The 19,684-nt window shown below is 62.1% G+C and carries 24 protein-coding genes; 16 read left to right on the top strand and 8 right to left on the bottom strand.

All coding sequences use genetic code 11. The annotated features are described in order from the left end of the window. Positions 1 to 36: 36 nt before the first annotated feature. Positions 37 to 738 carry a VIT1/CCC1 transporter family protein gene (locus FQU74_RS09440; RefSeq protein ID WP_146286134.1) on the bottom strand — a complete coding sequence of 234 codons (702 nt, stop codon included), beginning with the start codon at positions 736 to 738 and terminating at the stop codon, positions 37 to 39. A gap of 231 nt (positions 739 to 969) precedes the next feature. Here FQU74_RS09440 and FQU74_RS09435 point away from each other — a divergent pair, with 231 nt between their 5' ends. Continuing rightward, the gene (locus FQU74_RS09435) at positions 970 to 1,746 is read left to right on the top strand and encodes a ZIP family metal transporter (protein WP_146286133.1); all 777 of its coding nucleotides are present in this window, start codon (positions 970 to 972) and stop codon (positions 1,744 to 1,746) included. 57 nt (positions 1,747 to 1,803) lie between these two features. On the opposite strand, the gene FQU74_RS09430 is transcribed toward FQU74_RS09435, so the two are convergent. After that, the gene (locus FQU74_RS09430; RefSeq protein WP_146286132.1) at positions 1,804 to 2,742 is read right to left on the bottom strand and encodes a transglutaminase family protein; all 939 of its coding nucleotides are present in this window, start codon (positions 2,740 to 2,742) and stop codon (positions 1,804 to 1,806) included. A 302-nt stretch (positions 2,743 to 3,044) separates the two neighbouring features. On the opposite strand from FQU74_RS09430, the gene FQU74_RS09425 reads away from it, so the two are divergent. From FQU74_RS09425 to FQU74_RS19285, 5 genes are all read left to right on the top strand, one after another. Continuing rightward, the gene (locus tag FQU74_RS09425) at positions 3,045 to 3,398 is read left to right on the top strand and encodes a hypothetical protein (RefSeq protein WP_146286131.1); all 354 of its coding nucleotides are present in this window, start codon (positions 3,045 to 3,047) and stop codon (positions 3,396 to 3,398) included. Positions 3,399 to 3,436: 38 nt separating this feature from the next. Continuing rightward, entirely contained in the window at positions 3,437 to 3,823 is a 387-nt protein-coding gene (locus FQU74_RS09420; RefSeq protein WP_146286130.1) for a DUF302 domain-containing protein, read from the top strand. Between the two features lie 159 nt (positions 3,824 to 3,982). Next, positions 3,983 to 4,108, top strand: coding sequence for a hypothetical protein (locus FQU74_RS19715; protein ID WP_268236722.1), 126 nt, complete (start codon positions 3,983 to 3,985; stop codon positions 4,106 to 4,108). A 152-nt stretch (positions 4,109 to 4,260) separates the two neighbouring features. After that, positions 4,261 to 4,434 (top strand): CsbD family protein, encoded by a 174-nt coding sequence (locus FQU74_RS09415; protein WP_146286129.1) that lies wholly within the window; start codon positions 4,261 to 4,263, stop codon positions 4,432 to 4,434. Between the two features lie 37 nt (positions 4,435 to 4,471). After that, positions 4,472 to 4,630, top strand: a complete 159-nt coding sequence (locus FQU74_RS19285) for a hypothetical protein (protein ID WP_158635569.1) — start codon at positions 4,472 to 4,474, stop codon at positions 4,628 to 4,630. Positions 4,631 to 4,856: 226 nt separating this feature from the next. On the opposite strand, the gene FQU74_RS09410 is transcribed toward FQU74_RS19285, so the two are convergent. Both FQU74_RS09410 and FQU74_RS19280 read right to left on the bottom strand, forming a co-directional pair. Continuing rightward, a complete protein-coding gene (locus FQU74_RS09410; RefSeq protein ID WP_146286128.1) occupies positions 4,857 to 5,498 on the bottom strand; it encodes a hypothetical protein in 642 nt (213 codons plus the stop codon). Between the two features lie 214 nt (positions 5,499 to 5,712). Beyond that, positions 5,713 to 5,883 carry a hypothetical protein gene (locus tag FQU74_RS19280; RefSeq protein ID WP_158635568.1) on the bottom strand — a complete coding sequence of 57 codons (171 nt, stop codon included), beginning with the start codon at positions 5,881 to 5,883 and terminating at the stop codon, positions 5,713 to 5,715. A 273-nt stretch (positions 5,884 to 6,156) separates the two neighbouring features. Between FQU74_RS19280 and FQU74_RS09405 the strand changes: the two genes are divergently transcribed. Then, on the top strand, positions 6,157 to 6,456 hold the full coding sequence (locus FQU74_RS09405) for a hypothetical protein (RefSeq protein WP_146286127.1): 300 nt from the start codon (positions 6,157 to 6,159) through the stop codon (positions 6,454 to 6,456). Next, complete coding sequence (locus FQU74_RS09400) at positions 6,453 to 6,806, top strand: hypothetical protein (RefSeq protein ID WP_146286126.1); 354 nt, start codon at positions 6,453 to 6,455, stop codon at positions 6,804 to 6,806. The genes FQU74_RS09405 and FQU74_RS09400 overlap by 4 nt, the downstream gene beginning before the upstream one ends. An 832-nt stretch (positions 6,807 to 7,638) precedes the next feature. Here the strand turns inward: FQU74_RS09400 and FQU74_RS09395 are convergent. Beyond that, positions 7,639 to 7,944 carry a hypothetical protein gene (locus tag FQU74_RS09395; protein ID WP_146286125.1) on the bottom strand — a complete coding sequence of 102 codons (306 nt, stop codon included), beginning with the start codon at positions 7,942 to 7,944 and terminating at the stop codon, positions 7,639 to 7,641. 323 nt (positions 7,945 to 8,267) lie between these two features. On the opposite strand from FQU74_RS09395, the gene FQU74_RS09390 reads away from it, so the two are divergent. Continuing rightward, complete coding sequence (locus tag FQU74_RS09390) at positions 8,268 to 8,744, top strand: YiaD family glycine zipper/OmpA-like lipoprotein (protein ID WP_158635567.1); 477 nt, start codon at positions 8,268 to 8,270, stop codon at positions 8,742 to 8,744. 245 nt (positions 8,745 to 8,989) lie between these two features. Beyond that, complete coding sequence (locus FQU74_RS09385; protein WP_146286123.1) at positions 8,990 to 9,175, top strand: hypothetical protein; 186 nt, start codon at positions 8,990 to 8,992, stop codon at positions 9,173 to 9,175. A gap of 45 nt (positions 9,176 to 9,220) precedes the next feature. Here FQU74_RS09385 and FQU74_RS09380 read toward each other — a convergent pair whose 3' ends face one another. Further along, positions 9,221 to 9,973, bottom strand: a complete 753-nt coding sequence (locus tag FQU74_RS09380; protein WP_229704290.1) for a Crp/Fnr family transcriptional regulator — start codon at positions 9,971 to 9,973, stop codon at positions 9,221 to 9,223. A gap of 178 nt (positions 9,974 to 10,151) precedes the next feature. Between FQU74_RS09380 and FQU74_RS09375 the strand changes: the two genes are divergently transcribed. After that, positions 10,152 to 10,388 (top strand): hypothetical protein, encoded by a 237-nt coding sequence (locus FQU74_RS09375; RefSeq protein ID WP_146286261.1) that lies wholly within the window; start codon positions 10,152 to 10,154, stop codon positions 10,386 to 10,388. Between the two features lie 20 nt (positions 10,389 to 10,408). On the opposite strand, the gene FQU74_RS09370 is transcribed toward FQU74_RS09375, so the two are convergent. Then, positions 10,409 to 10,564, bottom strand: a complete 156-nt coding sequence (locus FQU74_RS09370; protein ID WP_146286122.1) for a DUF3309 family protein — start codon at positions 10,562 to 10,564, stop codon at positions 10,409 to 10,411. A 680-nt stretch (positions 10,565 to 11,244) separates the two neighbouring features. Here FQU74_RS09370 and FQU74_RS09365 point away from each other — a divergent pair. From FQU74_RS09365 to FQU74_RS09355, 3 genes are read left to right on the top strand one after another with little or no spacing between them, the layout of a single operon-like run. Further along, positions 11,245 to 12,117, top strand: coding sequence for a cyanophycinase (locus FQU74_RS09365; RefSeq protein ID WP_146286121.1), 873 nt, complete (start codon positions 11,245 to 11,247; stop codon positions 12,115 to 12,117). A 29-nt stretch (positions 12,118 to 12,146) separates the two neighbouring features. Beyond that, positions 12,147 to 14,942, top strand: coding sequence for a cyanophycin synthetase (gene cphA, locus FQU74_RS09360; RefSeq protein WP_146286120.1), 2,796 nt, complete (start codon positions 12,147 to 12,149; stop codon positions 14,940 to 14,942). A gap of 3 nt (positions 14,943 to 14,945) precedes the next feature. Further along, the gene (locus FQU74_RS09355; protein WP_146286119.1) at positions 14,946 to 16,685 is read left to right on the top strand and encodes a Mur ligase family protein; all 1,740 of its coding nucleotides are present in this window, start codon (positions 14,946 to 14,948) and stop codon (positions 16,683 to 16,685) included. A gap of 37 nt (positions 16,686 to 16,722) precedes the next feature. Here FQU74_RS09355 and FQU74_RS09350 read toward each other — a convergent pair whose 3' ends face one another. Beyond that, positions 16,723 to 17,487: a hydroxypyruvate isomerase family protein gene (locus FQU74_RS09350; RefSeq protein ID WP_146286118.1), complete on the bottom strand. Its 765-nt coding sequence runs from the start codon at positions 17,485 to 17,487 to the stop codon at positions 16,723 to 16,725. Positions 17,488 to 17,634: 147 nt separating this feature from the next. Here FQU74_RS09350 and FQU74_RS09345 point away from each other — a divergent pair, with 147 nt between their 5' ends. Both FQU74_RS09345 and FQU74_RS09340 read left to right on the top strand, forming a co-directional pair. Then, on the top strand, positions 17,635 to 18,852 hold the full coding sequence (locus FQU74_RS09345; RefSeq protein WP_146286117.1) for an MFS transporter: 1,218 nt from the start codon (positions 17,635 to 17,637) through the stop codon (positions 18,850 to 18,852). Positions 18,853 to 19,004: 152 nt separating this feature from the next. Next, positions 19,005 to 19,676, top strand: a complete 672-nt coding sequence (locus FQU74_RS09340) for a trimeric intracellular cation channel family protein (RefSeq protein ID WP_229704291.1) — start codon at positions 19,005 to 19,007, stop codon at positions 19,674 to 19,676. Positions 19,677 to 19,684 lie beyond the last annotated feature (8 nt).

The following is a 19,684-nucleotide window of genomic DNA, read 5'->3' as shown; positions in this document are numbered from 1 at the left end:
AGACCCGAACCGTCACCTGAGCTGAAGGTTGACTGTCTAGCTCAAACTCACTCCGAACAAGGCCCCGGCAGCCGCTGTCGCCGCCATGGCAAGCGCCCCCCAGAAGGTTACGCGAACTGCACCGGTCAGGACAGGGGCGCCGCCGGCGGACGCCCCAAGTCCCCCAAGCACCGCAAGCGCGAACAGGGTGGTTCCCGCGATGATTGTCGTGATCTGTCCAGAAGGCGCGACCGCTGCCACAATGAGCGGGACTACGGCTCCGACAGCGAAGGTCAACGCCGATACGATGGCCGCCTGAATCGGATGGGCGGTCACGGTATCAGATATCCCCAGTTCGTCGCGTCGATGCGCCGCCAGCGCGTCCATCTGCGTAAGCCGGGTTGCGACCTGTCGCGCCAAACCTTCGTCCAGCCCACGCTCAACATAGATGCGCGTCAGTTCGTCAAGCTCCACTTCCGGGGCGTCCTTCAATTCCATCGTTTCGCGCCGGATGTCGGCCCGCTCCGCGTCTGTCTGCGAACTGACCGAGACATACTCACCGGCAGCCATCGACATCGCCCCCGCGACCAGACCAGCAAGGCCCGCGATAAGGATCTCCGGGCGGGCCGAACCTGCTGCCGCGACGCCGATGACGAGGCTTGCCGTCGAGACAAGCCCATCATTTGCCCCCAACACGGCCGCGCGCAACCAACCGATGCGGTGAACCATGTGGATCTCTCCATGCGAAAGCCTGCTCATCATCGTGGTCCTTTCAATTCTGGATGAGCGGTCGATATCCGCGTGACCATGCTCTATTGACCTTGATCTTCGCTGACATCGGCCTTGCGCGTCTTCATATGTGTTAGCATGGCCGACACAGGGGCGAACGCCTTTTCCCGTCCCACATTCCCGCAATCCTGCCTTCGCAGCCCGCTTGGCTTGCATATCACAGCACTCAAGGTCCGACTTTCTCAACCAACGGTGACAGTCATGGTTTTTGGCAGTTCGGCGTATCTGTTGCTTGCCGGTGCCGCGGCAATCGCCTCTCCACTTGGTGGCTGGCTCGGACTGCGCCTCGGGACGGGGAGCCTCTTTCTGTCGATTTCTGTAGGCCTCGCAGGGGGCGTACTTCTCGGCGCGTTCAGCTTTGAAATGATGCCCGCCGCGCTCGAGGCCGCGGGGCGGACACTGACAGTCGCAGGCTTCGTCTTTGGCTTTGCCAGCGTCTACGCAATCGACATGTTGATCAATCGCGGATTCATGGCCGGTCGGGAGTCCGATGAATGGCACACCCTGTCCCGCATTCATCGCAACAGGCGCGCGCGAAGCTCAAAGGTCACGCTGCTGGCGGCAGGGACATCCGTCGAGGAGATTATCGAGGGGCTGAGCATCGGCGTCGCACTTGCAACAGACCCCACTCTGGGTGCCATCATTGCGGCTGCAATCATCCTGGACAATCTCGTTGAAGGGATCAGCATTGCCGAGATCATCCGCGCCGAAAATCCCGAACGGGCATCTTTGCCGACCTATGCCTGGACCAGCATTATCGGGTTGGCGCTGTTTTCCTCTGCGACAATCGGATGGTTCTTCCTGAGAGAAATGCCACAGAGTGTCGTTGGGTCGCTTCTGTCGCTTGGAGCCGGAGGAATGTTCTATCTCACGATCACGGACCTCTTGCCAAAATCGGAGCGTGCGCAATACCAGCAATCGGCTGCGGTTTCCGTGGCAATCGGGTTTCTTGTGATGTTCGTGCTGTCCAGCAGTTGATGGCCCGCCACTCACGCTCGATGAATGATCGGTGCACGGTCCATGCGAAACCAGCGGCTATCCGTGTCCCAAGTCCTGCCGGTGCCTGAACAGACCGCCCATTTTGTCGGTGGATTTAAAGGGGTCCCGTCCAAGGGGCACGACATAGACCTCGACCGCCAGCTTGACTGGGCCGACACCTGCACCGCGAAAGCTGCCCGTCACAGGAGAGACCTGACCAATATGGCGGGCGGCGGCGACCGGGATAAGGTTGACCGCGCCCACAGACCAGTTGGTCGGATCAAAGGCGATCCAGCCAGCACCTGGTACAAAAACCTCGACCCAGGCATGGGTTGAACCGGGGCTGATCGAGCCGTCGCCGTCGCGCAAAGGCTCGGTAATATAGCCCGAGACGATCCGTGCGCCAAGGCCAAGCGTTCGCACCGCCTCGGCGAAAAGCACGGCGAGGTCGCGGCACGATCCCCAGCCACGGTCCAGCGTTTCCAGCGGACCTTGTGTGCCTTCAGTTTCGCGGCTTTGATAGCTGATCCGGTTGGATACCCCGTTGGCGATATCTCGAAGCAAGGATAGCGTATCGGTTGGCCGGCCCATGATGAACCCCCCGACCCAGTCGGCCAGCCTGCCTGCGGTATCCTGGTATTGCGGAAGCGCCAGTGCGCCAAGGTCGGTCCTGTCTTCATCAGAGTATCGGAACGGGTACTGAACTGCCGATGCCGCAATGTCGAAGACGGGCCATACGGGCGTATCAAGTTCTACCGTCATGCGGCTTTCGATCCGCAGGATATCGGTGGTGCCTGAGAACCTTGCCGTCGCGACCGAATTGCCGGCGACGTCATAGGCCCATGTCACCGCCGCCTCAGGCTGGATGCTCAGATCAAAGGAGTGCAGCCTCAACGCGCGCGTCTCGCGCGGGCGCAGCATCAAACGATGCTCGCCCAACGCCACCTGCGCGGCATAGCGGTATTCGGTCACATGCGAAATGTTCAGAACCTGCATGCCTTCTCCATTCATTCTGCGTTGCTCTGGCATTGGCGATCCAGCGCCTGCGGGGATCCTGGGGCGCCTTGCGAGTCCCTTGCAGCCTCACCACCACGCCGCGCAAGGCATCATACCGCGCCCTGACCTGTTGGCGCTGATCGGTATCAGTCTGGCGATGGTTAAGGGGCTTTGTCGCTTGGGTTGTCCGCGTGCTGATCTGCATCAACGCGGCAGGCGCAGATCGAGTTCAGGATCATGCGGGGTTGCCGGGGTTCTGGCCACCCAAGAGCGCGTCTGAGCCACGAGAAAAGGGTAAATTCATGTCACGGCAACAGGATGACGAGCTTTGGCAACTGGAAGAGCAACTCTGGACCAGTGGGCGCGATAGCGCCCGGACCAGATTGGCCTCCGGCGCGATCATGGTTCTGCCCTATCCAGACGGGATACTTCAGGGTGACGACGTCTGGTCCCATCCAGCCGTCAACACCGGTTGGCGGCTTGTCGAGATGACTGACCGCAGCATCACTCGACGCGGTGATGTCGCCATACTCGCCTACCGCGTCCGCGCCGAGAAGGCAGAAGCGCCACTGCACGAGGCGCTTTGCGCCTCAACGTGGCTGCACGATGCCGGAACGTGGCTCAGGTTGGCCCATCAGCAAACACCCGTCCGGTGACGATCCGCGCCAACCCATGCTCTGCTCAAGGAGGACACATGGACTACACGATCACCCGTTTGATCCCGGATAGCGATCTGGCCACCATCGAGACCCGCACCCGTGCCGCGCTCGCGGCGCAGGGGTTTGGTGTGCTGACCGAGATCGATGTCCAGGCGACGATGAGGGCCAAGCTGGGCCTCGAGATGCCAGGCTACCGCATCCTCGGGGCCTGCAATCCCCGTATGGCATGGCAGGCCATCGGGATGGAACCGCGCGTCGGTGCGATGTTGCCCTGCAATGTGATCCTGCGGGAAACGGAAGCCGGTGTGGAGGTCAGCGCAGTGGACCCCGTTGCTTCTATGCAGGCCATCGAAAATTCGGACCTGCAGGCGGTTGCGGTTGAAGTGCGCGCCTTGTTGGCCCAGGCCATCGACAGCGTCTAGGCGCAGCGCATGCAAAACAGCAACATCGGTACAGATCGCGCTCCCCGGCTGTTTGCCGGAGCTCTTTGACGCCACGTCGAGAGGTCGTCCTGCAGTGATCATGTCGACTTGCGAGAGGCGGCACTGATCCATGTTGTGGCAAAGTTCTGGCAAAGAGCCATGGTTTGGCTTGCTGGCCGCATCGGCCAACAGATCAGAAGGCGAGGCCCCATGAACCAGATCATCTACATTGTCGGACTGGTCGTCATAGTCCTGTTCATCCTTGGTTACCTCGGCCTGCGCTGAGCATTCCGATACCTGTGACGCTGCGCTGATGTCCGGGTCTCGGGCCGCAATCGGCTGGCAGGTCCAAGAACTATGTGTGGCGCATCGACGCTTCGCAGGGTCCGCAGTTTCAGTGCCGCCACATCAACATCAAGTCATAAGGACATACGAACATGGACAAGAACCGCATCAAGGGAACGGTCAAGCAGGTCGAAGGTACCGTCAAAGAGCAGCTTGGCAAGCTGTCCGGTGACAAGACGCTGGAGGCTGAAGGCAAGATCGAAAAGGCCGCTGGCACAGTCCAGAAGGCTGTCGGCAAGGCGCTCGACAACCTGAAAGACGATTGACGTCAAAATTTACAGGTTTTGAGGAAGTGACAATCTGATGAAAGAGGCCAAAAAGAAACCGGGGGCCGGGGCCCCGAAGGGATTGAAGGTGGTAAGCGCCTACAAGTCCCGCGAGGCGGATGACAAGATACACCGAAACGATGCAGCGTTTCGAAAAGCGTTCAACAAGAGAAAAGACGCATCCGACAAAGTCTGATCGAACGAATCGCCCCCTGCACCTCCAACGCGCAGGATCTACCCGAAGTCCAAACAGGACAACCGGATGCCGGTCGTGCCTTGCGCGGAGCAAGGCCTGCCCATGCCGCCGACTGGCGCATTTGAAGTCGCCAGAGGGCTGACCAAGAACTCAAATTGGCCAGGCAACACGTGCCATGAAAGCCGCTGCGCAACCGATCGGCCGTGCGAGCGCTGCCCTTTCGGGCCTAAGGCCAGCCATCAGGCTTGCTGCTGCTGCGCACCTCCACGGGTCCGCGTGAAGCAATGCGACGGGCGACACGGGTGGCTGCGTCCAGCGCCTCGGGTTCCGAGTCGAAACTGCTGTAGGGATGGCCGTCGATGATCAGATCCCATTGGTTTTCGCGCTGACGGATCATGAACAATGTGGGCGTGAAAAACCCGACTACCGGCCCTTTGCCAGACGGAACACGATCCGGTTCATACGGCGCTCTGACCGCTGGGGTCGCGAAGGTCGGCACGGCCTGTCCAATAATCTCGATCGCGCGGATGAACTCGGCTGCGTAGTCCTCGGTTTCGGTGAAGTCCTGCTCATAGTGCTTCATCGTGAGGGGAACGACAAATGTGGTTTTCAGCCGTTCCAGGTATCGAGGGTCAAGCTCGGACAAATGGGCGATAAGGGACTGCAGGATACGCTCATGCGCCAGCACGCGCCGTTCCAGCATGGTTGTTTCGGCAAGCAGGTCCGGTGGCGGAGCAGTCGATCGATCTGCTTGCTGCGGGTCCGGCATCCCTTCGTTTTCTGCACGTTCGATCTCATCAGCGACCGTAAGGCGCTGATCATGTTCAGGATCGGAATTGAGCGGACCCGTGACATCAAATGTCAGCATGGTAGCCTCCATCGGCGTATCATCAGATTGTTTACAGGGCGGCGGGCAAAAAAACCTGCCGCCCCGCAATCCGGCTACTTCATGCGTTTGGTTCCGGGGGGCGAAGAAGCCTTATCCCCATGCCCAGACTTTCGCCGAACTCGGGATCAGACTGGCGGCAAGAACCTTGCAATATTGGCTCCTGCGGATGCCAGCCACGCGCGCAGCAGCATGATCAAGCCTGTTGAGGCTTTTCTGCGCGGGTCTCTTTGCTTGGTGCGGGATCGCCGTCCTGACGGCGCGACGGATCGGACTCCGGGGTTTCGGCTGGCTGCTTCCGCTTGGTGTCCTGCATCTTGCCGGGGCCAGTGTGCTTGGTGTCGGTACCCATGATCGGGTCCTCCATGACGTCGCTCGGGATACTCCCGCGACATCTTATATATAGGGTCGGATCATCCTCTATCCTAATGATTTATTTTACATTCTTCCTAAAGAGGCCAGGGGGCTGGATTCTTTGCCCTCCGCAGGCAGAAGGCTTCAAGGCCCAGGTGGTGCTGTCACGATAAAGGCCTGCGAGGGCTAACCTGCGCAAGTGCCGGCCCAGGCACGGCGGGGTATCATTGCGTAAATCAGACCGCAGCTTGGGGAAGTGATTTCTCCCGGCGGTCAAGGGGGTTCCATGACGATCCGCCCGTCCATCGCGCAAGTGCGGTTCGCCCATCCGTTCAGGCTTGCCGGTCATTCTGAGGAGTTTTCGGCAGGCGTCTACGACGTGCTGATCGAGGATGAGTTGCTTCATGGGCTGAGTTTTGAGGCCTTCCGCCGGGTTTCAACCTATCTACAGGTCGTCGGCCGTGCCGGGGTGACAGAGTTGCGTGCCACGACCGAGCAAGACATTGAGGCGGCCCTGGCAAGAGACCTCGCCAAGACCGAGAATACAGGCGCAACCGCGCCGGTCAGCGAAAAGGATACAAGATGAACATGCCGGAATGGTTCAAGCCTGGCGCTTATGGCGCCGTCTTTGGGGCCGCGATGTTAGCCGTGATCGGGTTCAACTGGGGCGGCTGGCAGACCGCCTCGGGGGCGGAAAAGCAAGCGGCCATCCGGTCCACCGCCGATGTTACGGCGGCGCTGGTCCCCGTCTGTCTTGAAAGGTCGCGCAGTGATCCTGCGAGCGTGGCCAAACTGGAGACCTTGCGCGCGGCCGCGCCCTCGGGGCAGCCCGATCTGCTGATGCAAACCGGTTGGGCCACCCCGCCCGGAGGTGACAAGGCAGACCGCAGTCTTGCGCGCGCCTGCCTGCAGGCCATGACGGTCGCATCGCAATGACCGAAACCACAAAGGGGTCGCCTTCTGACAGCAGGTCCGCGGCAGTGGCGACCGATCCCTATGCTTCGATTTTAGACCTTGATGCCCATCGTGGGACGGCAGAGTTGTTCGCCGTGTACTTGCGACGATCAATGCGCGGCGCAGGTACACCCAGCTCGCGCCTGGTTCTTGCAGAGGCAGATGCGCTTTTGCTTCAGGGGCCGGCCCGAACGTGGCCAGAAGCGGCGGTTCGATTGCGGTTCCTGGTCGAGCAATACATGTTAACCGTGCCGGGGCAGAGCGGTCGTCAGCAAACCTTGGCACGACGCGCCCTGCGCGACATTGCTTACCTGTCGAGGTGCGAGGAACTCTGAGCAGAGAATAGAGGTATAGGCTCTCCGCTCCTATCCGGATTGCGCGGGGAATCCAGACGCCTGCTTGATCCGTTGCGGAGCGTGCATTAGCCCCGGCGATATCAAGCACCGGTCGTGCCAGCCGCTTTCTCATCGTCTCCGTCTTGCAAGGACAGCTCGGATCCGTCGCGTCGCGATGCGCGAAAGGACGAATCCCAGCAGAAAACTTGCAGCCTCAAGGTGGCTGGCTATGCGCGCGGTCGTTTCGCCTTCAAACGTGGATGGCACAGAGCGCGAGTACCTGCGCAGTGCGCCTGCGATGAAGAGAAGGGCCAGGCCTGACAGTCCCAAACCGGCGATCGGACCAAGCCAGCTAGAGAGCGCCAACACGATCGCCGCAAGGGTAAGGCTGAGCCCGACCGCAGCCAGACCGGCGATCAGGGCGCCACGCAAGACACTTGCGCGGCATCCGACCCATCTTTGCGCCCATCCGCGACGTGTCAGCCATGACGCCTGGTCAGCGCGCCCAAGAGAATTCCCATTCCTGCAGCCAGCCCGAGGGCCAGATAAGGGTTTGCGGCCACAGCACCTTCCAGTCGCTGGTCGGCGGCATGGCCCTTCCGGCCCAGATAGCTGGCGGCCTCTGTCATCCCATCCGACATGTCGCGGGCAATGGCCTGACCGCGGCTGAGGGTTGTTGACTGTATCTCTTGCGCCAGCCTCGCAAGCTCGGAGCGCAGGGCGGACATCTGAGCGAGAACAGCCTCATGTTCTGCGGCGGCTTGGGCGCTTGGGTCTTGTGCCACGACGGGCTCCTTTCGTGATTGGCCTGCATGGCACCTGCCATGCGGTGACAGGCGATCTTCGCAACACCGTAAGGCGGGCGCACTAACGCCGATCAGCTTGATCTGCATCTGCCGCCCGCAATGCAATTTGGACAAGGCTGATCGAGATTAGGGCAGACGCGCGTGCCGCAGCGCATGATACCCCCAGATCGGCCCCGGTTGATGTGGCACTGCGCCTTGTCCCGGCAGGACGACTCAAAAGGACGGACCCTATGCCCTTCAAACCCCTGATTTGCGTCCTCTCGGCAAGCGTTGCCTTGGCCGGATGCACATATAACACCGGTATGCCCATCCGCACCGCGAGTGGCGCGACCGTCAGTTCCGACATCGGCGCGCGCATGGCCCAGCAGGAACGCGACTTGAACCAGCAACTGGTCAACAGCGGCACCCGCGTCACCAACACGGGCAGTCAGTTACGTGTGATCGTGCCAGAAAATGTTGCTTTCGTGACCGGATCGGCCATGGTCGAGCCCGGCATCCGCCCGGCCTTGCGGGAAGTTGCGCGCTCGCTGCGTGCCTATCCTGACAGCAATGTCCGTGTGGTGGGCCACACAGACACAGAGGGTTCCGAGAGCTATAACCGGCAACTGAGCCAGGATCGCGCGCTGGCAGTGGCGAATATTCTCGTGGCAGAGGGGGTGCGGTTTACCCGGGTCACTGCATCAGGGCATGGCTCTGCTGAACCCATTACTTCAAATGCCACAGCGGCCGGGCGCGCGCAGAACCGGCGCGTCGAGATCGTGATCACCCCGATAAACTGATCCGATCAGGGGGGGCGACACATACGGGACCCGCATAATGCGCTCTGCGCGCGAAACATCCTGTAAAGCAAACCTGCATCAGCACAGCCCCCCGTCAATAAGTGCAGGGTCCGGCATGGGCAACGAATCCTCGAAGCCCATACTGCACCAGGCCCGGCTCCGGCCCTGAACCTTCATCCCCTCAATCCCCGGAGGAACAGGGTCAACGGAACCGGGTCTGGTCGCAACTAGGAAAGTCCAAACCAATGACAAGCTTCACTTCGACGTCTGACAAGATGAAATCCGTGAAATCTGCCTGGGACAAGGCTCCGGCCGGTCCCAAGAAAGAGGCTGCCCTGACCCACTATCAGGCTGCCGAAAAAGCGTTGGCGGCAAAGAGGGATGCCGACTGCATAAAGTCGCTGGATGCAGCGACTAAAGCGCTGGCCTGACACTGAACGGCCCTTCCGCGTGCAGGTGGCATCGGAAGGACCACATCAAGTCAAGAGTGGCCCCTCGTGATCCAGATAGGCGCGATCAAAGGCTGCAAGCTCGACAAGCGCGTCGTAGTCGTCAAACGTGACACGGCCTTTCTGGAACGTGAGCATCCCCTCTTCGCGCAACTCGCGCAGCACACGGTTGACGTGGACCGCACTCAGTCCAAGGGCATCGGCGAGAAGATACTGCGACAAGGGGCAGCTATAGCCGCTGCGCTCGCCCATACCGACCAGCCGCAGACGGGCGCCAAGTTCCAGCAGGAAATGCGCCATCCTCTCGGTCGCCGAACGCCGTCCCAGATCAACCAGACGCTCGACCACCATCGCCTCGTCACGCGAAGCCGCCCACAGGACCGCTGTGGCCAGACGCGGCGTTTCGGCAAAGGCCGACAGAAGATCCCGCTGCGTGACCTCGGACGCCTGTACTGGTGTGATCGGCTCGACATTATGGTCAGACGTGCGAAAGAGCACCGAGCGCAGGCCCAGAAAATCGCCCGGCACCTGAAAATCGACGATCTGCCGCGTGCCACCGGGCAGGATCTTGTAGGAACAGGCCCAGCCCGAAGCCAGCACGAAGGCTGTCTGGTCGGTCTGGCCCTGATGGATCATTTCGACACCGATCCCGAAGTTGCGGCGGCGGCGGAAAAGGTCTGACACCACCCTCAGATCATCGGTCGAGAGCCTGACAAAGGCCGAGAGCTTGCGCGCAAGAGGGCTGTCCAGAACGGTCGGCGTAGCAGGTTGCATGGTCATGGTCGCCCCTCTGCGGGATCAGACAGCCTTCTGCCACCCGCAATCCCATTTTCGGAAAGAAGTGGGGGCGCGATGCTGATCCAGATCAGCCCGCCGTCGCAATTTCCTGCGACGATTGTAAGCAGCAGCTGTGGATACTCTGCAGTATGGCAGAAATCATCAAGAAAGTCGAAAACCTATGCCGCTTCATTCAGACGTCGCCGGACAGGCCGCCCTCGCCATCTGTGAATCGCTGCTTTTGGCATTGAACGATCGCAAGATCCTGCCCGAGCGCGAGATCATCGGTATTCTGCAGGACGCCGCTGCCGCGCATGACAATGCGGCCGACGGCAGCGGTGATCCCTCCATGCACAGGGCGGTGGCGCAGTTGATTGAAAAGATCATCACGAGCGGCAATTCCGTCCGACGCCCTTGAACACGCAGATCTGTCGGACGTTACAGCCGGCCGGTCAACACCAAGACCAGCAAGATGATCAGCACGAGGCTAAGCGCGCCGCTTGGCGCATATCCCCAAGAGGAACTGTGCGGCCATCGCGGCAGGGCCCCCACGACCAGCAAGACCAGAAGAATGAGAAGGATGGTGCCTAACATAGCCAGATCTTTCTTCGCTGGGGTTGAGTGCTTGCGATCCCGCCATCACACAACTCTCTCGATGCACATCTTCACTGAAACGGGATCACGGATTCCAGATTGGCGACAGGTAATACCTTCTGCACTAACACGCAGCAGCATCGACACTGAAGGAATGGGCACTGACCGGTTCGAGACTACAGGTCAGGGGACACCAGTCAAAAGCGCTTGAAATTGCGCCCGGCCTGGACCTAATGGGCGTTTGAACGAAATGCGCAGAGGCGAACAGCCGCCAGTTCAGCCACGGCTTGCGGTAGTCAACGGGCGAGGATTGGGGCCGAACCCCGATCGGCAGAGGGCAGATCGCGATCAGCAGATGGGGCGCAGCGGACATTCCGACATCGCTGCATAGCGCCAAGAATTTGTTGCCAGCACGGCATGGGTCGCCTGTTCGCGCGGCGTATTCGCCGCCATCCCTTTGCGTAAGGGCTGCCCTTCGTGGAAAGCCTCTCATTCCCCAAAGGTTATGGGCGCACGCTTGGTCCTTCAGACAGCCGTTGGCGCATTCTGCAAAGCCCTTGCCTGAGAAAGAATGTTTCGCCATGGTTGCCAGATATGGGGGCGGAACGTCCGATCTGGGGCGAGGCCGCGTTTGGGGGAAACGCAACGGGCCATCCGGCCATTTCGGGAAATCTCTTGGCATGTGCCCAGCCCCGCTTAGCGCAAACGCACCACGCGGATTCATCATACCGATCGGTGGTGGCGAGGACCGCGTGAAAGAGCGCCACATCCACCGCCGGTTTGTCGAACTTTCGGGCGGAACAGGGGCAGATATCGTCGTCATCCCCACCGCCTCGGAGCTTGAGTCCACCGGGCAGGATTACAACCGCATCTTCCGCGATCTTGGCGCGGCAGAGGTCGATTTCCTGCCGATCACCCGGCGCGCCGATTGCGACAACCCAAGGTATCTGGAGATGCTGGACCGCGCGACCGGTATCTTCCTGACCGGCGGCAACCAGCTGCGGCTCTCGACCATTCTGGGCGGAACCGGGATCGCCCAGAGGATCCGCCGCCGCAATGCGGCTGGCGTACATGTGGCGGGTACCTCGGCGGGTGCCTCTATCATGTCCGAACATATGATTGCCGGGGGCGACAGCAACTCCTCGCCCGTGGAAGGCGCTGTCAGTCTGGCGCCGGGGCTTGGCCTGACCAACGCGGTGATCATCGACCAGCATTTTACCCAGCGGAACCGGCTTGGGCGGCTTCTCTCGGCCTCGTCCTACAATCCCTTCCTGATCGGGCTGGGGATCGACGAAGATACAGCAGCCTTCATCGGCCCCGACGGCGTGTTCGAGGTGGTCGGCTCTGGCACGGTGACGGTGGTTGACGCCTCAGAGCTGACGCATTCCTCGATGTGGGAAGCGCGGCCCGGACAGGCATTGACGCTGCTGGGATTGAAGGTTCACGTGATGGGTGAGGGGTGCCGATACGACCTGAACGGCCGCCACGCCTTTGCGCCTGACGTACATGCTGCATTCTGCACTTTGCCCAACGAAAAGGTCAGCACACACTGACCAGACCTGAACAGGAAGGAGACCTGCCCATGAAGATCGTCTCGACCAACGTGTTTGTCGGTCCGAATATCTGGGCGGGGTTTCCCGTCATCCGCCATGTGGTGGATCTTGGTGTTCTGGAAGACTGGCCCTCGGCCAAGCTGGGGGATGTCTGGATCGAGGCGCTGGTCGATGCGCTGCCGGGTCTGCGCGAACATGGCTGTTCCTACCGCGAGGCGGGCGGGCTGATCCGTCGTCTGCGTGAAGGCGAGGGGACCTGGCTCGGCCATGTCGCCGAGCATGTGGCGCTGGAAATCCAGGGGGTTGCGGGGTCGGACGTGACCTTCGGGCGGACGCGCGGCACCGGTGTGCCGGGGCAGTACAACCTTGTCTATGAGTATCGCCAGCGCGACGTGGGTCTCGATGCGGGGCGGCTTGCCATCCGGCTCTTGATGCATCTGCTGCCGGATCACGTGAAGAAACTGACCGACTATGACTATGACGCCGAATTTGATTTCGCGGCCGAGCTGAAGAGTTTTGTCCTGTCGGCGCAGCGCCGGGAGTTCGGGCCTTCAACCGCCTCTCTGGTCAAGGCGGCGGAAGAGCGGGATATCCCCTGGATCCGGCTGAACAACAACTCGCTGGTGCAGTTCGGCCACGGCAAGTTCCAGCAGCGCATTCAGGCCACGATCACCAGCCAGACCAAGCATATCGCGGTAGAGATTTCCTGCGACAAGGAAGACACCCACAACATGCTGTCCGACCTTGGCCTGCCGGTGCCGCAGCAGCGTCTGGTCTACTCTCCCAACGAGGCGATCCGCGCGGCCAGACGCATCGGCTATCCGGTGGTGGTGAAGCCTCTGGACGGCAACCATGGTCGTGGCGTGTCGATCAACCTGACCGAGGATTCCCAGATCGAGGTGGCCTTCCACGAGGCGAAGGCGCAGTCGAAAAGCCGGGGTATTCTGGTCGAGCAATACATCACCGGGATGGACCACCGGATGCTGGTGGTAAACGGCGAGTTGGTCGCCGTGGCAAAGCGGGTGCCAGGGCATGTGGTGGGCGACGGCAAGCATACGATCGCCCAACTGGTCGAGATCGTGAACCAGGACCCGCGCCGGGGGATCGGCCACGAAAAGGTGCTGACCAACCTCGAGCTTGACAGCCAGGCCGAGCGGCTGATGGCAGACGCTGGCCACACCGCAGACACCGTATTGCCCGCAGGTGAAGTTTTTTACCTGCGCTCGACCGCGAACCTGTCGACCGGCGGCACGGCCATCGACATGACCGATGTCTGCCATCCCGACAACAAGGACATGGCCGAGCGCACGATCAAGGCCGTGGGTCTGGATGTCGGCGGGGTCGATTTCCTGACCTCGGACATCACCAAGAGCTACAAGGACGTAGGCGGCGCCATCGTCGAGGTGAATGCGGCGCCGGGCTTCCGGATGCACGTGGCACCCTCGGAGGGCAAGCCGCGGGATGTGTCGGGCAAGGTGATGGACATGCTGTTCCCGCCGGGAACGCAATCGCGCATTCCGATCGGGGCGATCACCGGCACCAATGGCAAGACCACGACCAGCCGGATGCTGGCGCATATCATGAAGTCGTCGGGCAAGATCGTCGGCATGACCTCTACCGACGGGGTCTATGTCGATGGCAAGCTGACCGTGAAGGGCGACATGACGGGCCCTGCCTCGGCGCAGATGGTGCTGCGCGACCCGTCGGTTGATTTCGCGGTGATGGAGACGGCGCGGGGCGGCCTGGTGCGGTCCGGTCTTGGCTATCAGCGGTGCGATGTCTCGGCCTGTCTGAACGTCGCCTCTGATCATCTGGGGATGGGCGGGATCAACACGCTTGAGGAACTGGCGGTCGTGAAGCGGGTGGTGGTCGAGACCGCAACCGACACGGTGGTGCTGAACGCCGATGACATGCACTGCCTGCGCATGGCCGATTTCTGTCATGCGACGCATATCTGCTACGTCACCATGAATTCCGACCATCCGCTTGTGAAAGAGCATATCCGGGCGGGCGGGCGCGCCGTCGTGCTGGAAAAGGCGATGAATGGTGACATGATCACCATCTATGCCAAGGGGCTGCACATGCCGGTCCTGTGGTCGCATCTGATTCCCGCGACGCTTGAGGGCAAGGCGCTTTACAACGTGCAGAACGCGATGTTCGCCTGTGCGATGGCCTATGCCTTCGGGCTTGATCTCGACAACATCCGCCACGGCCTGCGCACCTTCGACTCGTCGTTCTTCCAGGCTCCGGGGCGGACGAACGTCTATGACGAGCACCCCTTCAAGGTCATCCTCGACTATGGCCACAACCCGGCGGCCATCGCGGCCATGGGCGATCTTGTTGACCGGCTGGACGTGCATGGCCGCCGCATCGCGGTGGCAGCGATGCCGGGCGACCGGCGTGACGAGGATATCGTGGAGGGCGCGAAGGCGCTGGCCGGACACTTCGACCATTATTTCCTGAAGCCCGACGATGACCGGCGCGGCCGGGGCGAGATGGAAGTTCCCAACATGCTGCGCGATGTCCTGTTGCAGCACGGTGTGAGCGACAGCCAGATCACCCTTGTCGGCAGCGAGGTCGAGGCCATCGAACGCGGGCTGGAGGCTGCCCAACCAGGCGATCTGCTGGTGGTCTTTGCAGATGAACTGGCGCGATCCTGGAAGCAGATCATCTACTTCAAGAAGGCTGAGCGCGAGGCGGCGGCTGTGGCCCCGACCAAGCCCGAGCGCACAGTCGGTTTTGAAGAGCTTCTGGCAGGTGGCGACACGCTGATCCGTGACGAGCGCGGCGTCCGCCTTGCCCGCGGCGGCGAGGAAGCGGACTGAGCCATGCCCGCGCCATTTGAGGTGCTTGCTAACGCGCTGGTGATCCCGGTGCCGGAGGATCCGGCACTGGTGCTTGACGGCTGCCGGCGGCTTCTGGGTCCGAACCTTTACTCCGATCTGCCGGGCGCCGTGGGTGACGGCCTGGCACCGGGGACAGACCCGGCGCAGATGCTGGAACTGTGGCAGGACGCGGCGAAGGACCTGCTGGCCGCCCTTGGCTGGCACAGCGAAACGGTGACGCGGCCTTTCGCGGGTGGTGGCAGCCTGTTCTTTGAGGCCCCGGTCGACCAGCTGATGACGGCGGCCTATGTGATTGAAGCCGCGTGGTATTTCACCGCCTGCCGGATTCTGGGGCTGGACGCCTGGCCCAAGGACCGCATGCTGGGTGAATTGCGCCGGATTGCCGCACTTGAGGCCAATCCGGCGTTGGTTCGGCTGGTCGACGCGGCGCGCAGCCGGGGGATCGACCGGCTTCTGGATGATGACGCAATCACGCTGGGCCACGGCACTGGCGCGCGTACCTGGCAGACGGATGCCCTGCCTGAGGCGCCCGACTGGACCGCGCTGCACGATGTGCCGCTGGCCTTGGTGACCGGCACCAACGGCAAGACCACGACCACGCGGCTGATTGCGGCGATGGGGCAGGCGGGAGGCAAGGTCTCGGGGCTGTCCTCGACCGATTTCGTCCGGGTTGGCACCGAAGTGCTGGATAAGGGCGACTACTCCGGCCCCGCCGGGGCGCGGCTTCTGCTGCGGGACCCGCGGCTGGAGCTTGGGGTGCTTGAGGTTGCCCGCGGCGGCATCCTGCGGCGCGGGCTGCCAGTAACACGGGCCCGTGCGGCGGTGGTTACCAATGTCGCCGCCGATCACCTTGGGCAGTACGGGATCAACACTGTGCCAGAACTGGCTAAGGTCAAGCTTTCGGTGCGCCGCGTGCTGGCACCGGACGGATGGCTGATCCTGAATGCCGAGGATGCGGTTGTCAGGGCTGCGGCGGTGGAGTTTGCCGACCGGGCGGTCTGGTTCGCGCTGGACCCCGCGTGCGATGAGATCCGCGCCGCGCGGCAGGCGGGCCGCCCCTGCGGCTGGCTGCAGGACGGCGTTCTGCGCCTTTTTGACGGTCAGGGCGAAAGGGCGCTGATTGCCGCATCCGGTGTGCCGCTCAGCCTTGGCGGCGTCGCCCGCTACAACATCGAGAATGCGCTTGCAGCGGCTCTCGCAGCGAAGGCTCTGGGACTGCCCGATACGGCAATCCGGCAGGTGCTGGGTTCCTTCCGCAGCGATCTGACCGACAACCCGGGGCGCGCGAACGAGTTCGCGGTGAACGGGGCACGGGTGTTTGTCGATTTTGCGCATAACCCGCATTCGATCGCGGCGGTGACCTCGGCTCTGGCGGCGGTTCCCGCCCGACGGCGGTTCGTCCTGCTGTCGCATGCCGGCGACCGGTCTGACGAGGATATCCGCGGGCTTGTCGACGGGGCCTTCCGATTGGGGCCGGATGTCGTGGTGGCGGCAGAGAACCCGAAATATCTGCGCGGCCGCGAGCCGGGCGAGATCCCGGCCCTGATCCGGCAGGCGAGCCGCGATCATGGCTTGCCGCCTGAGGCCATTCTTGACGCGGCAAGCCCCTTCGACGGCGCGAAAGCCATCGTCGAGCGGCTAGAACCGGGCGATCTTGCGCTGCTCTTGATTCATGATGAAAGGGACCGGGTCTTCTCGCTGCTGCAGTCCTACGCTGCCTAGCCGGATGGGATAGTTGTCGCGCGGAAGCGAAGGCGAGCTAGACCTGTCTCCACCGTGCCATCCAGCCGAGGCTCTCTGAGGTCGGCCCTATGGGGCGGTACTCTGCCCCCAACGGCGCAACCCAGCCCGTATCGGCGATCGCAGCAAAGATCGTGCCGAAGTTCAGCTCGCCACTGTCCGGCGGACCCCGGTCGGGAACGCTGGCGAACTGGACATGGCCGATGAGCGGCTGAAGGGCCTTGAAGCGGGTCGTGATGTCGCCCTCGGTCCGACCGACGTGGTAACAGTCGAACATCAGCTTCACGTTGGGGGCGCCTACCTCATGGATAATCGCGCAGGCCTGATCGGTGGTCTTGAGAAAATACCCCGGAGCGTCATGCCGGTTCAGTGGTTCTATCAGGATCGTGATCCCACATTCCGCAGCACGCTGCGCGGCATAGGCGAGGTTGGTGACAAAGACGGCATGCGCCTCGTCCCCGTCGGCACAGCCCGCCATGACATGCACCATGCCCGCCCCGATTGCCGTGGCATAGCCAAGGGCCTGGTCAATCGCGGCGCGGGCCTCGGCCTCGCATCCCGGCAGGGCAGATAGACCATTCTCACCGGGTTTGCCGCGTACCGTGTTGATCCCCAGCATACGGAGCCCGGACTCCCTCAGGGCGCGGGCGGTCTCCTCGGCGGGCGTATCGTAAGGCCAGTGGCATTCTACCGCGGCAAAACCGGCGGCCTTGGCTGCTGCAATGGCCATCGGCAAGGGAAGCTCCGTCCACAGGAACCCCAGGTTGGCGGAAAACTGCGTCATTCATCCTGCTCCACGTTGCGCCCGATGACCTGCGCCTGCATCGGACAGGCTGTTCTTTTGCGATCAGTCATCGCACAACATTCAAATGCACCTAAGGACAATCCCTCACCATCCGCGATCGTGCCGACAATACGAGGAGACGCCAACATGGCCACGAGCCTTCTGCTCCGGAACCGGAACTTTCGCCTTCTGTTTGGCGCAGGCGCTCTGACCAATCTCGGCGACGGGCTGGTCGTCCTTGCGCTTCCCTGGCTTGCCACATTGATGACGACCGATCCAATCGCCATCGCGGGCGTGGCTGCTGCCACGACCTTGCCCTGGCTCTTCTTCGCCATCCCGGCAGGGGTGATCGTGGATCGATCGGATCTGCGTCGCCTGATCGCACAGGCGGATCTTCTCAGGGCGGCCATCGTCTCTGCGATATTGATGCTGGCGCTGAACGCGCAGGTGACTGGCGCGGCGTGGATGCTGGCCGGGCTGGCCTTTCTCCTCGGTTCGGCCGAGGTGCTGCGGGACAATGCGGCGCAGACCATTCTACCCGCGATCGTCCAGCCTGCGGACCTTGAATCCGCGAACGGGCAATTGTGGGGGGCCGAGCAACTGGCGGGGCAGTTCATCGGCCCGCCCTTGGCCGGAGTTCTGATCGGGATGGGCGTCGGCATGCCGTTTGGCCTCGATATTGCGATGCTGGTCCTTGCCGCGGGGCTTGTCTGGATGATCACCTTGCCGTCGAAGGTTGGTGTCGTGCCCGGTTTCGCTACCGCACTGCGGCAGGGTATCGCTTTCATGCGGGGCGACGCACTTTTGCTGCGCCTCGCAATTGTGCTGAGTGTGGCGAACTTTATCGCTGCGGCCGTGCTTGCTGTTCAGGTCATGTTCGCGCGTGAGGTTCTTGGGCTTACCCCGGCGGGATACGGTCTGGTCTTGTCGGTCGGGGCTGCCGGCGCGATCACCGGCAGTCTGCTCGCGCCACAGCTGACGCGCATTATGGGAAGCCAATCCTGCCTTTATCTCTCGGTCGCCGTCTGGTGTGTCGGCTACGGTCTGATGGGGATTTGCACCGACGGGTATCTGATGGCTTTTGCGCTTTTCGCGATCATGACCGCCGCGATGGTCTGGAATGTGATCACCGTGTCCTGGCGTCAACGGCGTATTCCGTCGCCGCTTCTCGGGCGGGTGAACAGCATCTACCGGTTCTTTGGCTGGGGTTCGATGCCCTTGGGCGCCCTTTCAGCAGGCGTCCTCGTCGCCATCCTTGAGCGGGATATGGCAAGAGAGCTTGCAATCCGCGCGACCTTCATCACCGCAAGTATCAGCTGCGCGATCCTGCTGATCTACACGCTGCTGCGGCTGAGGCTGGACTGAACCCGCGAAGGCCGCTGTCGCTCTGCCGCGGTGCCGACGCGGCAAATGATCCGCGTCATGAGCCTGGCCCGGAGACGCGGCTGGACGCCCGATGCCCTGCATGTCAGGACTGATACGTCGGGGCAGTAGGCGGCGATGTCTTTTTGCAAACCATGTCTGAGGAAGTGATGATGGCCGAGATGACGGATATCCTGCGTCTGCTTGACCTTGCGTCGGTGGTCGTCTTTGCGGTCACAGGTGCGCTGGTCGCCTCACGCAACCAGATGGATATCGTGGGCTTCATGTGGCTGGGAGTCGTGACTGGCATCGGCGGCGGTACGGTTCGCGATCTGCTGCTTGATGTGCCGGTCTTCTGGGTCGTCAACTCTACGCCGCTTGCGCTCTGTCTGGGGGCGGCGGCGCTGGTTCATTTCACGGCGCATCTGGTGGCGTCGCGCTACCGGATCCTGCTCTATCTTGATGCTTTCGGCATGGCTCTGGTCACGACTGTCGGCACAGCCAAGGCGCATGACCTTGGGACAGGATCGCTGATCGCGGTTTGCATGGGTGTCATCACCGCATCCGTCGGGGGGATCCTGCGCGATCTGCTTGGACAAGAGCCTTCGATCCTTTTGCGGCGCGACATCTACGTCACCGCTGCCGCACTTGGGTCGGTCGTGTTTCTGGTGGCCGAGGGCTTTGGCCTGCCACGGCTTGCCGCCATGGGCCTTGCCGTCAGTGCAGCCTTCGGGCTGCGCGCGCTTGCCATCCGGTTTGATATCTATCTTCCGGTCTTCAGGCCGCGCCCCGGACGCGTTCCGGACAGCCGGGGCGAGGTTGAGTGAAGGCGGTC

The sequence above is a fragment of the Gemmobacter aquaticus genome (genome assembly GCF_007859075.1).
In the GTDB taxonomy this organism is placed as follows: domain Bacteria; phylum Pseudomonadota; class Alphaproteobacteria; order Rhodobacterales; family Rhodobacteraceae; genus Gemmobacter; species Gemmobacter aquaticus.
The sequence above is the reverse complement of the archived record's forward strand: the minus strand, read 5'-3'. Positions and strand labels throughout refer to the sequence as shown.

What these genes read in the sequence shown, in the direction of transcription:
- FQU74_RS09440 (WP_146286134.1), bottom strand. Translation starts at nt 738, where the DNA reads ATGAGCAGGCTTTCGCATGGAGAGATCCACATGGTTCACCGCATCGGT.
- FQU74_RS09435 (WP_146286133.1), top strand. Translation starts at nt 970, where the DNA reads ATGGTTTTTGGCAGTTCGGCGTATCTGTTGCTTGCCGGTGCCGCGGCA.
- FQU74_RS09430 (WP_146286132.1), bottom strand. Translation starts at nt 2,742, where the DNA reads ATGCAGGTTCTGAACATTTCGCATGTGACCGAATACCGCTATGCCGCG.
- FQU74_RS09425 (WP_146286131.1), top strand. Translation starts at nt 3,045, where the DNA reads ATGTCACGGCAACAGGATGACGAGCTTTGGCAACTGGAAGAGCAACTC.
- FQU74_RS09420 (WP_146286130.1), top strand. Translation starts at nt 3,437, where the DNA reads ATGGACTACACGATCACCCGTTTGATCCCGGATAGCGATCTGGCCACC.
- FQU74_RS19715 (WP_268236722.1), top strand. Translation starts at nt 3,983, where the DNA reads ATGGTTTGGCTTGCTGGCCGCATCGGCCAACAGATCAGAAGGCGAGGC.
- FQU74_RS09415 (WP_146286129.1), top strand. Translation starts at nt 4,261, where the DNA reads ATGGACAAGAACCGCATCAAGGGAACGGTCAAGCAGGTCGAAGGTACC.
- FQU74_RS19285 (WP_158635569.1), top strand. Translation starts at nt 4,472, where the DNA reads ATGAAAGAGGCCAAAAAGAAACCGGGGGCCGGGGCCCCGAAGGGATTG.
- FQU74_RS09410 (WP_146286128.1), bottom strand. Translation starts at nt 5,498, where the DNA reads ATGCTGACATTTGATGTCACGGGTCCGCTCAATTCCGATCCTGAACAT.
- FQU74_RS19280 (WP_158635568.1), bottom strand. Translation starts at nt 5,883, where the DNA reads ATGGAGGACCCGATCATGGGTACCGACACCAAGCACACTGGCCCCGGC.
- FQU74_RS09405 (WP_146286127.1), top strand. Translation starts at nt 6,157, where the DNA reads ATGACGATCCGCCCGTCCATCGCGCAAGTGCGGTTCGCCCATCCGTTC.
- FQU74_RS09400 (WP_146286126.1), top strand. Translation starts at nt 6,453, where the DNA reads ATGAACATGCCGGAATGGTTCAAGCCTGGCGCTTATGGCGCCGTCTTT.
- FQU74_RS09390 (WP_158635567.1), top strand. Translation starts at nt 8,268, where the DNA reads ATGCCCATCCGCACCGCGAGTGGCGCGACCGTCAGTTCCGACATCGGC.
- FQU74_RS09385 (WP_146286123.1), top strand. Translation starts at nt 8,990, where the DNA reads ATGACAAGCTTCACTTCGACGTCTGACAAGATGAAATCCGTGAAATCT.
- FQU74_RS09380 (WP_229704290.1), bottom strand. Translation starts at nt 9,973, where the DNA reads ATGACCATGCAACCTGCTACGCCGACCGTTCTGGACAGCCCTCTTGCG.
- FQU74_RS09375 (WP_146286261.1), top strand. Translation starts at nt 10,152, where the DNA reads ATGCCGCTTCATTCAGACGTCGCCGGACAGGCCGCCCTCGCCATCTGT.
- FQU74_RS09370 (WP_146286122.1), bottom strand. Translation starts at nt 10,564, where the DNA reads ATGTTAGGCACCATCCTTCTCATTCTTCTGGTCTTGCTGGTCGTGGGG.
- FQU74_RS09365 (WP_146286121.1), top strand. Translation starts at nt 11,245, where the DNA reads ATGTGCCCAGCCCCGCTTAGCGCAAACGCACCACGCGGATTCATCATA.
- cphA (WP_146286120.1), top strand. Translation starts at nt 12,147, where the DNA reads ATGAAGATCGTCTCGACCAACGTGTTTGTCGGTCCGAATATCTGGGCG.
- FQU74_RS09355 (WP_146286119.1), top strand. Translation starts at nt 14,946, where the DNA reads ATGCCCGCGCCATTTGAGGTGCTTGCTAACGCGCTGGTGATCCCGGTG.
- FQU74_RS09350 (WP_146286118.1), bottom strand. Translation starts at nt 17,487, where the DNA reads ATGACGCAGTTTTCCGCCAACCTGGGGTTCCTGTGGACGGAGCTTCCC.
- FQU74_RS09345 (WP_146286117.1), top strand. Translation starts at nt 17,635, where the DNA reads ATGGCCACGAGCCTTCTGCTCCGGAACCGGAACTTTCGCCTTCTGTTT.
- FQU74_RS09340 (WP_229704291.1), top strand. Translation starts at nt 19,005, where the DNA reads ATGTCTGAGGAAGTGATGATGGCCGAGATGACGGATATCCTGCGTCTG.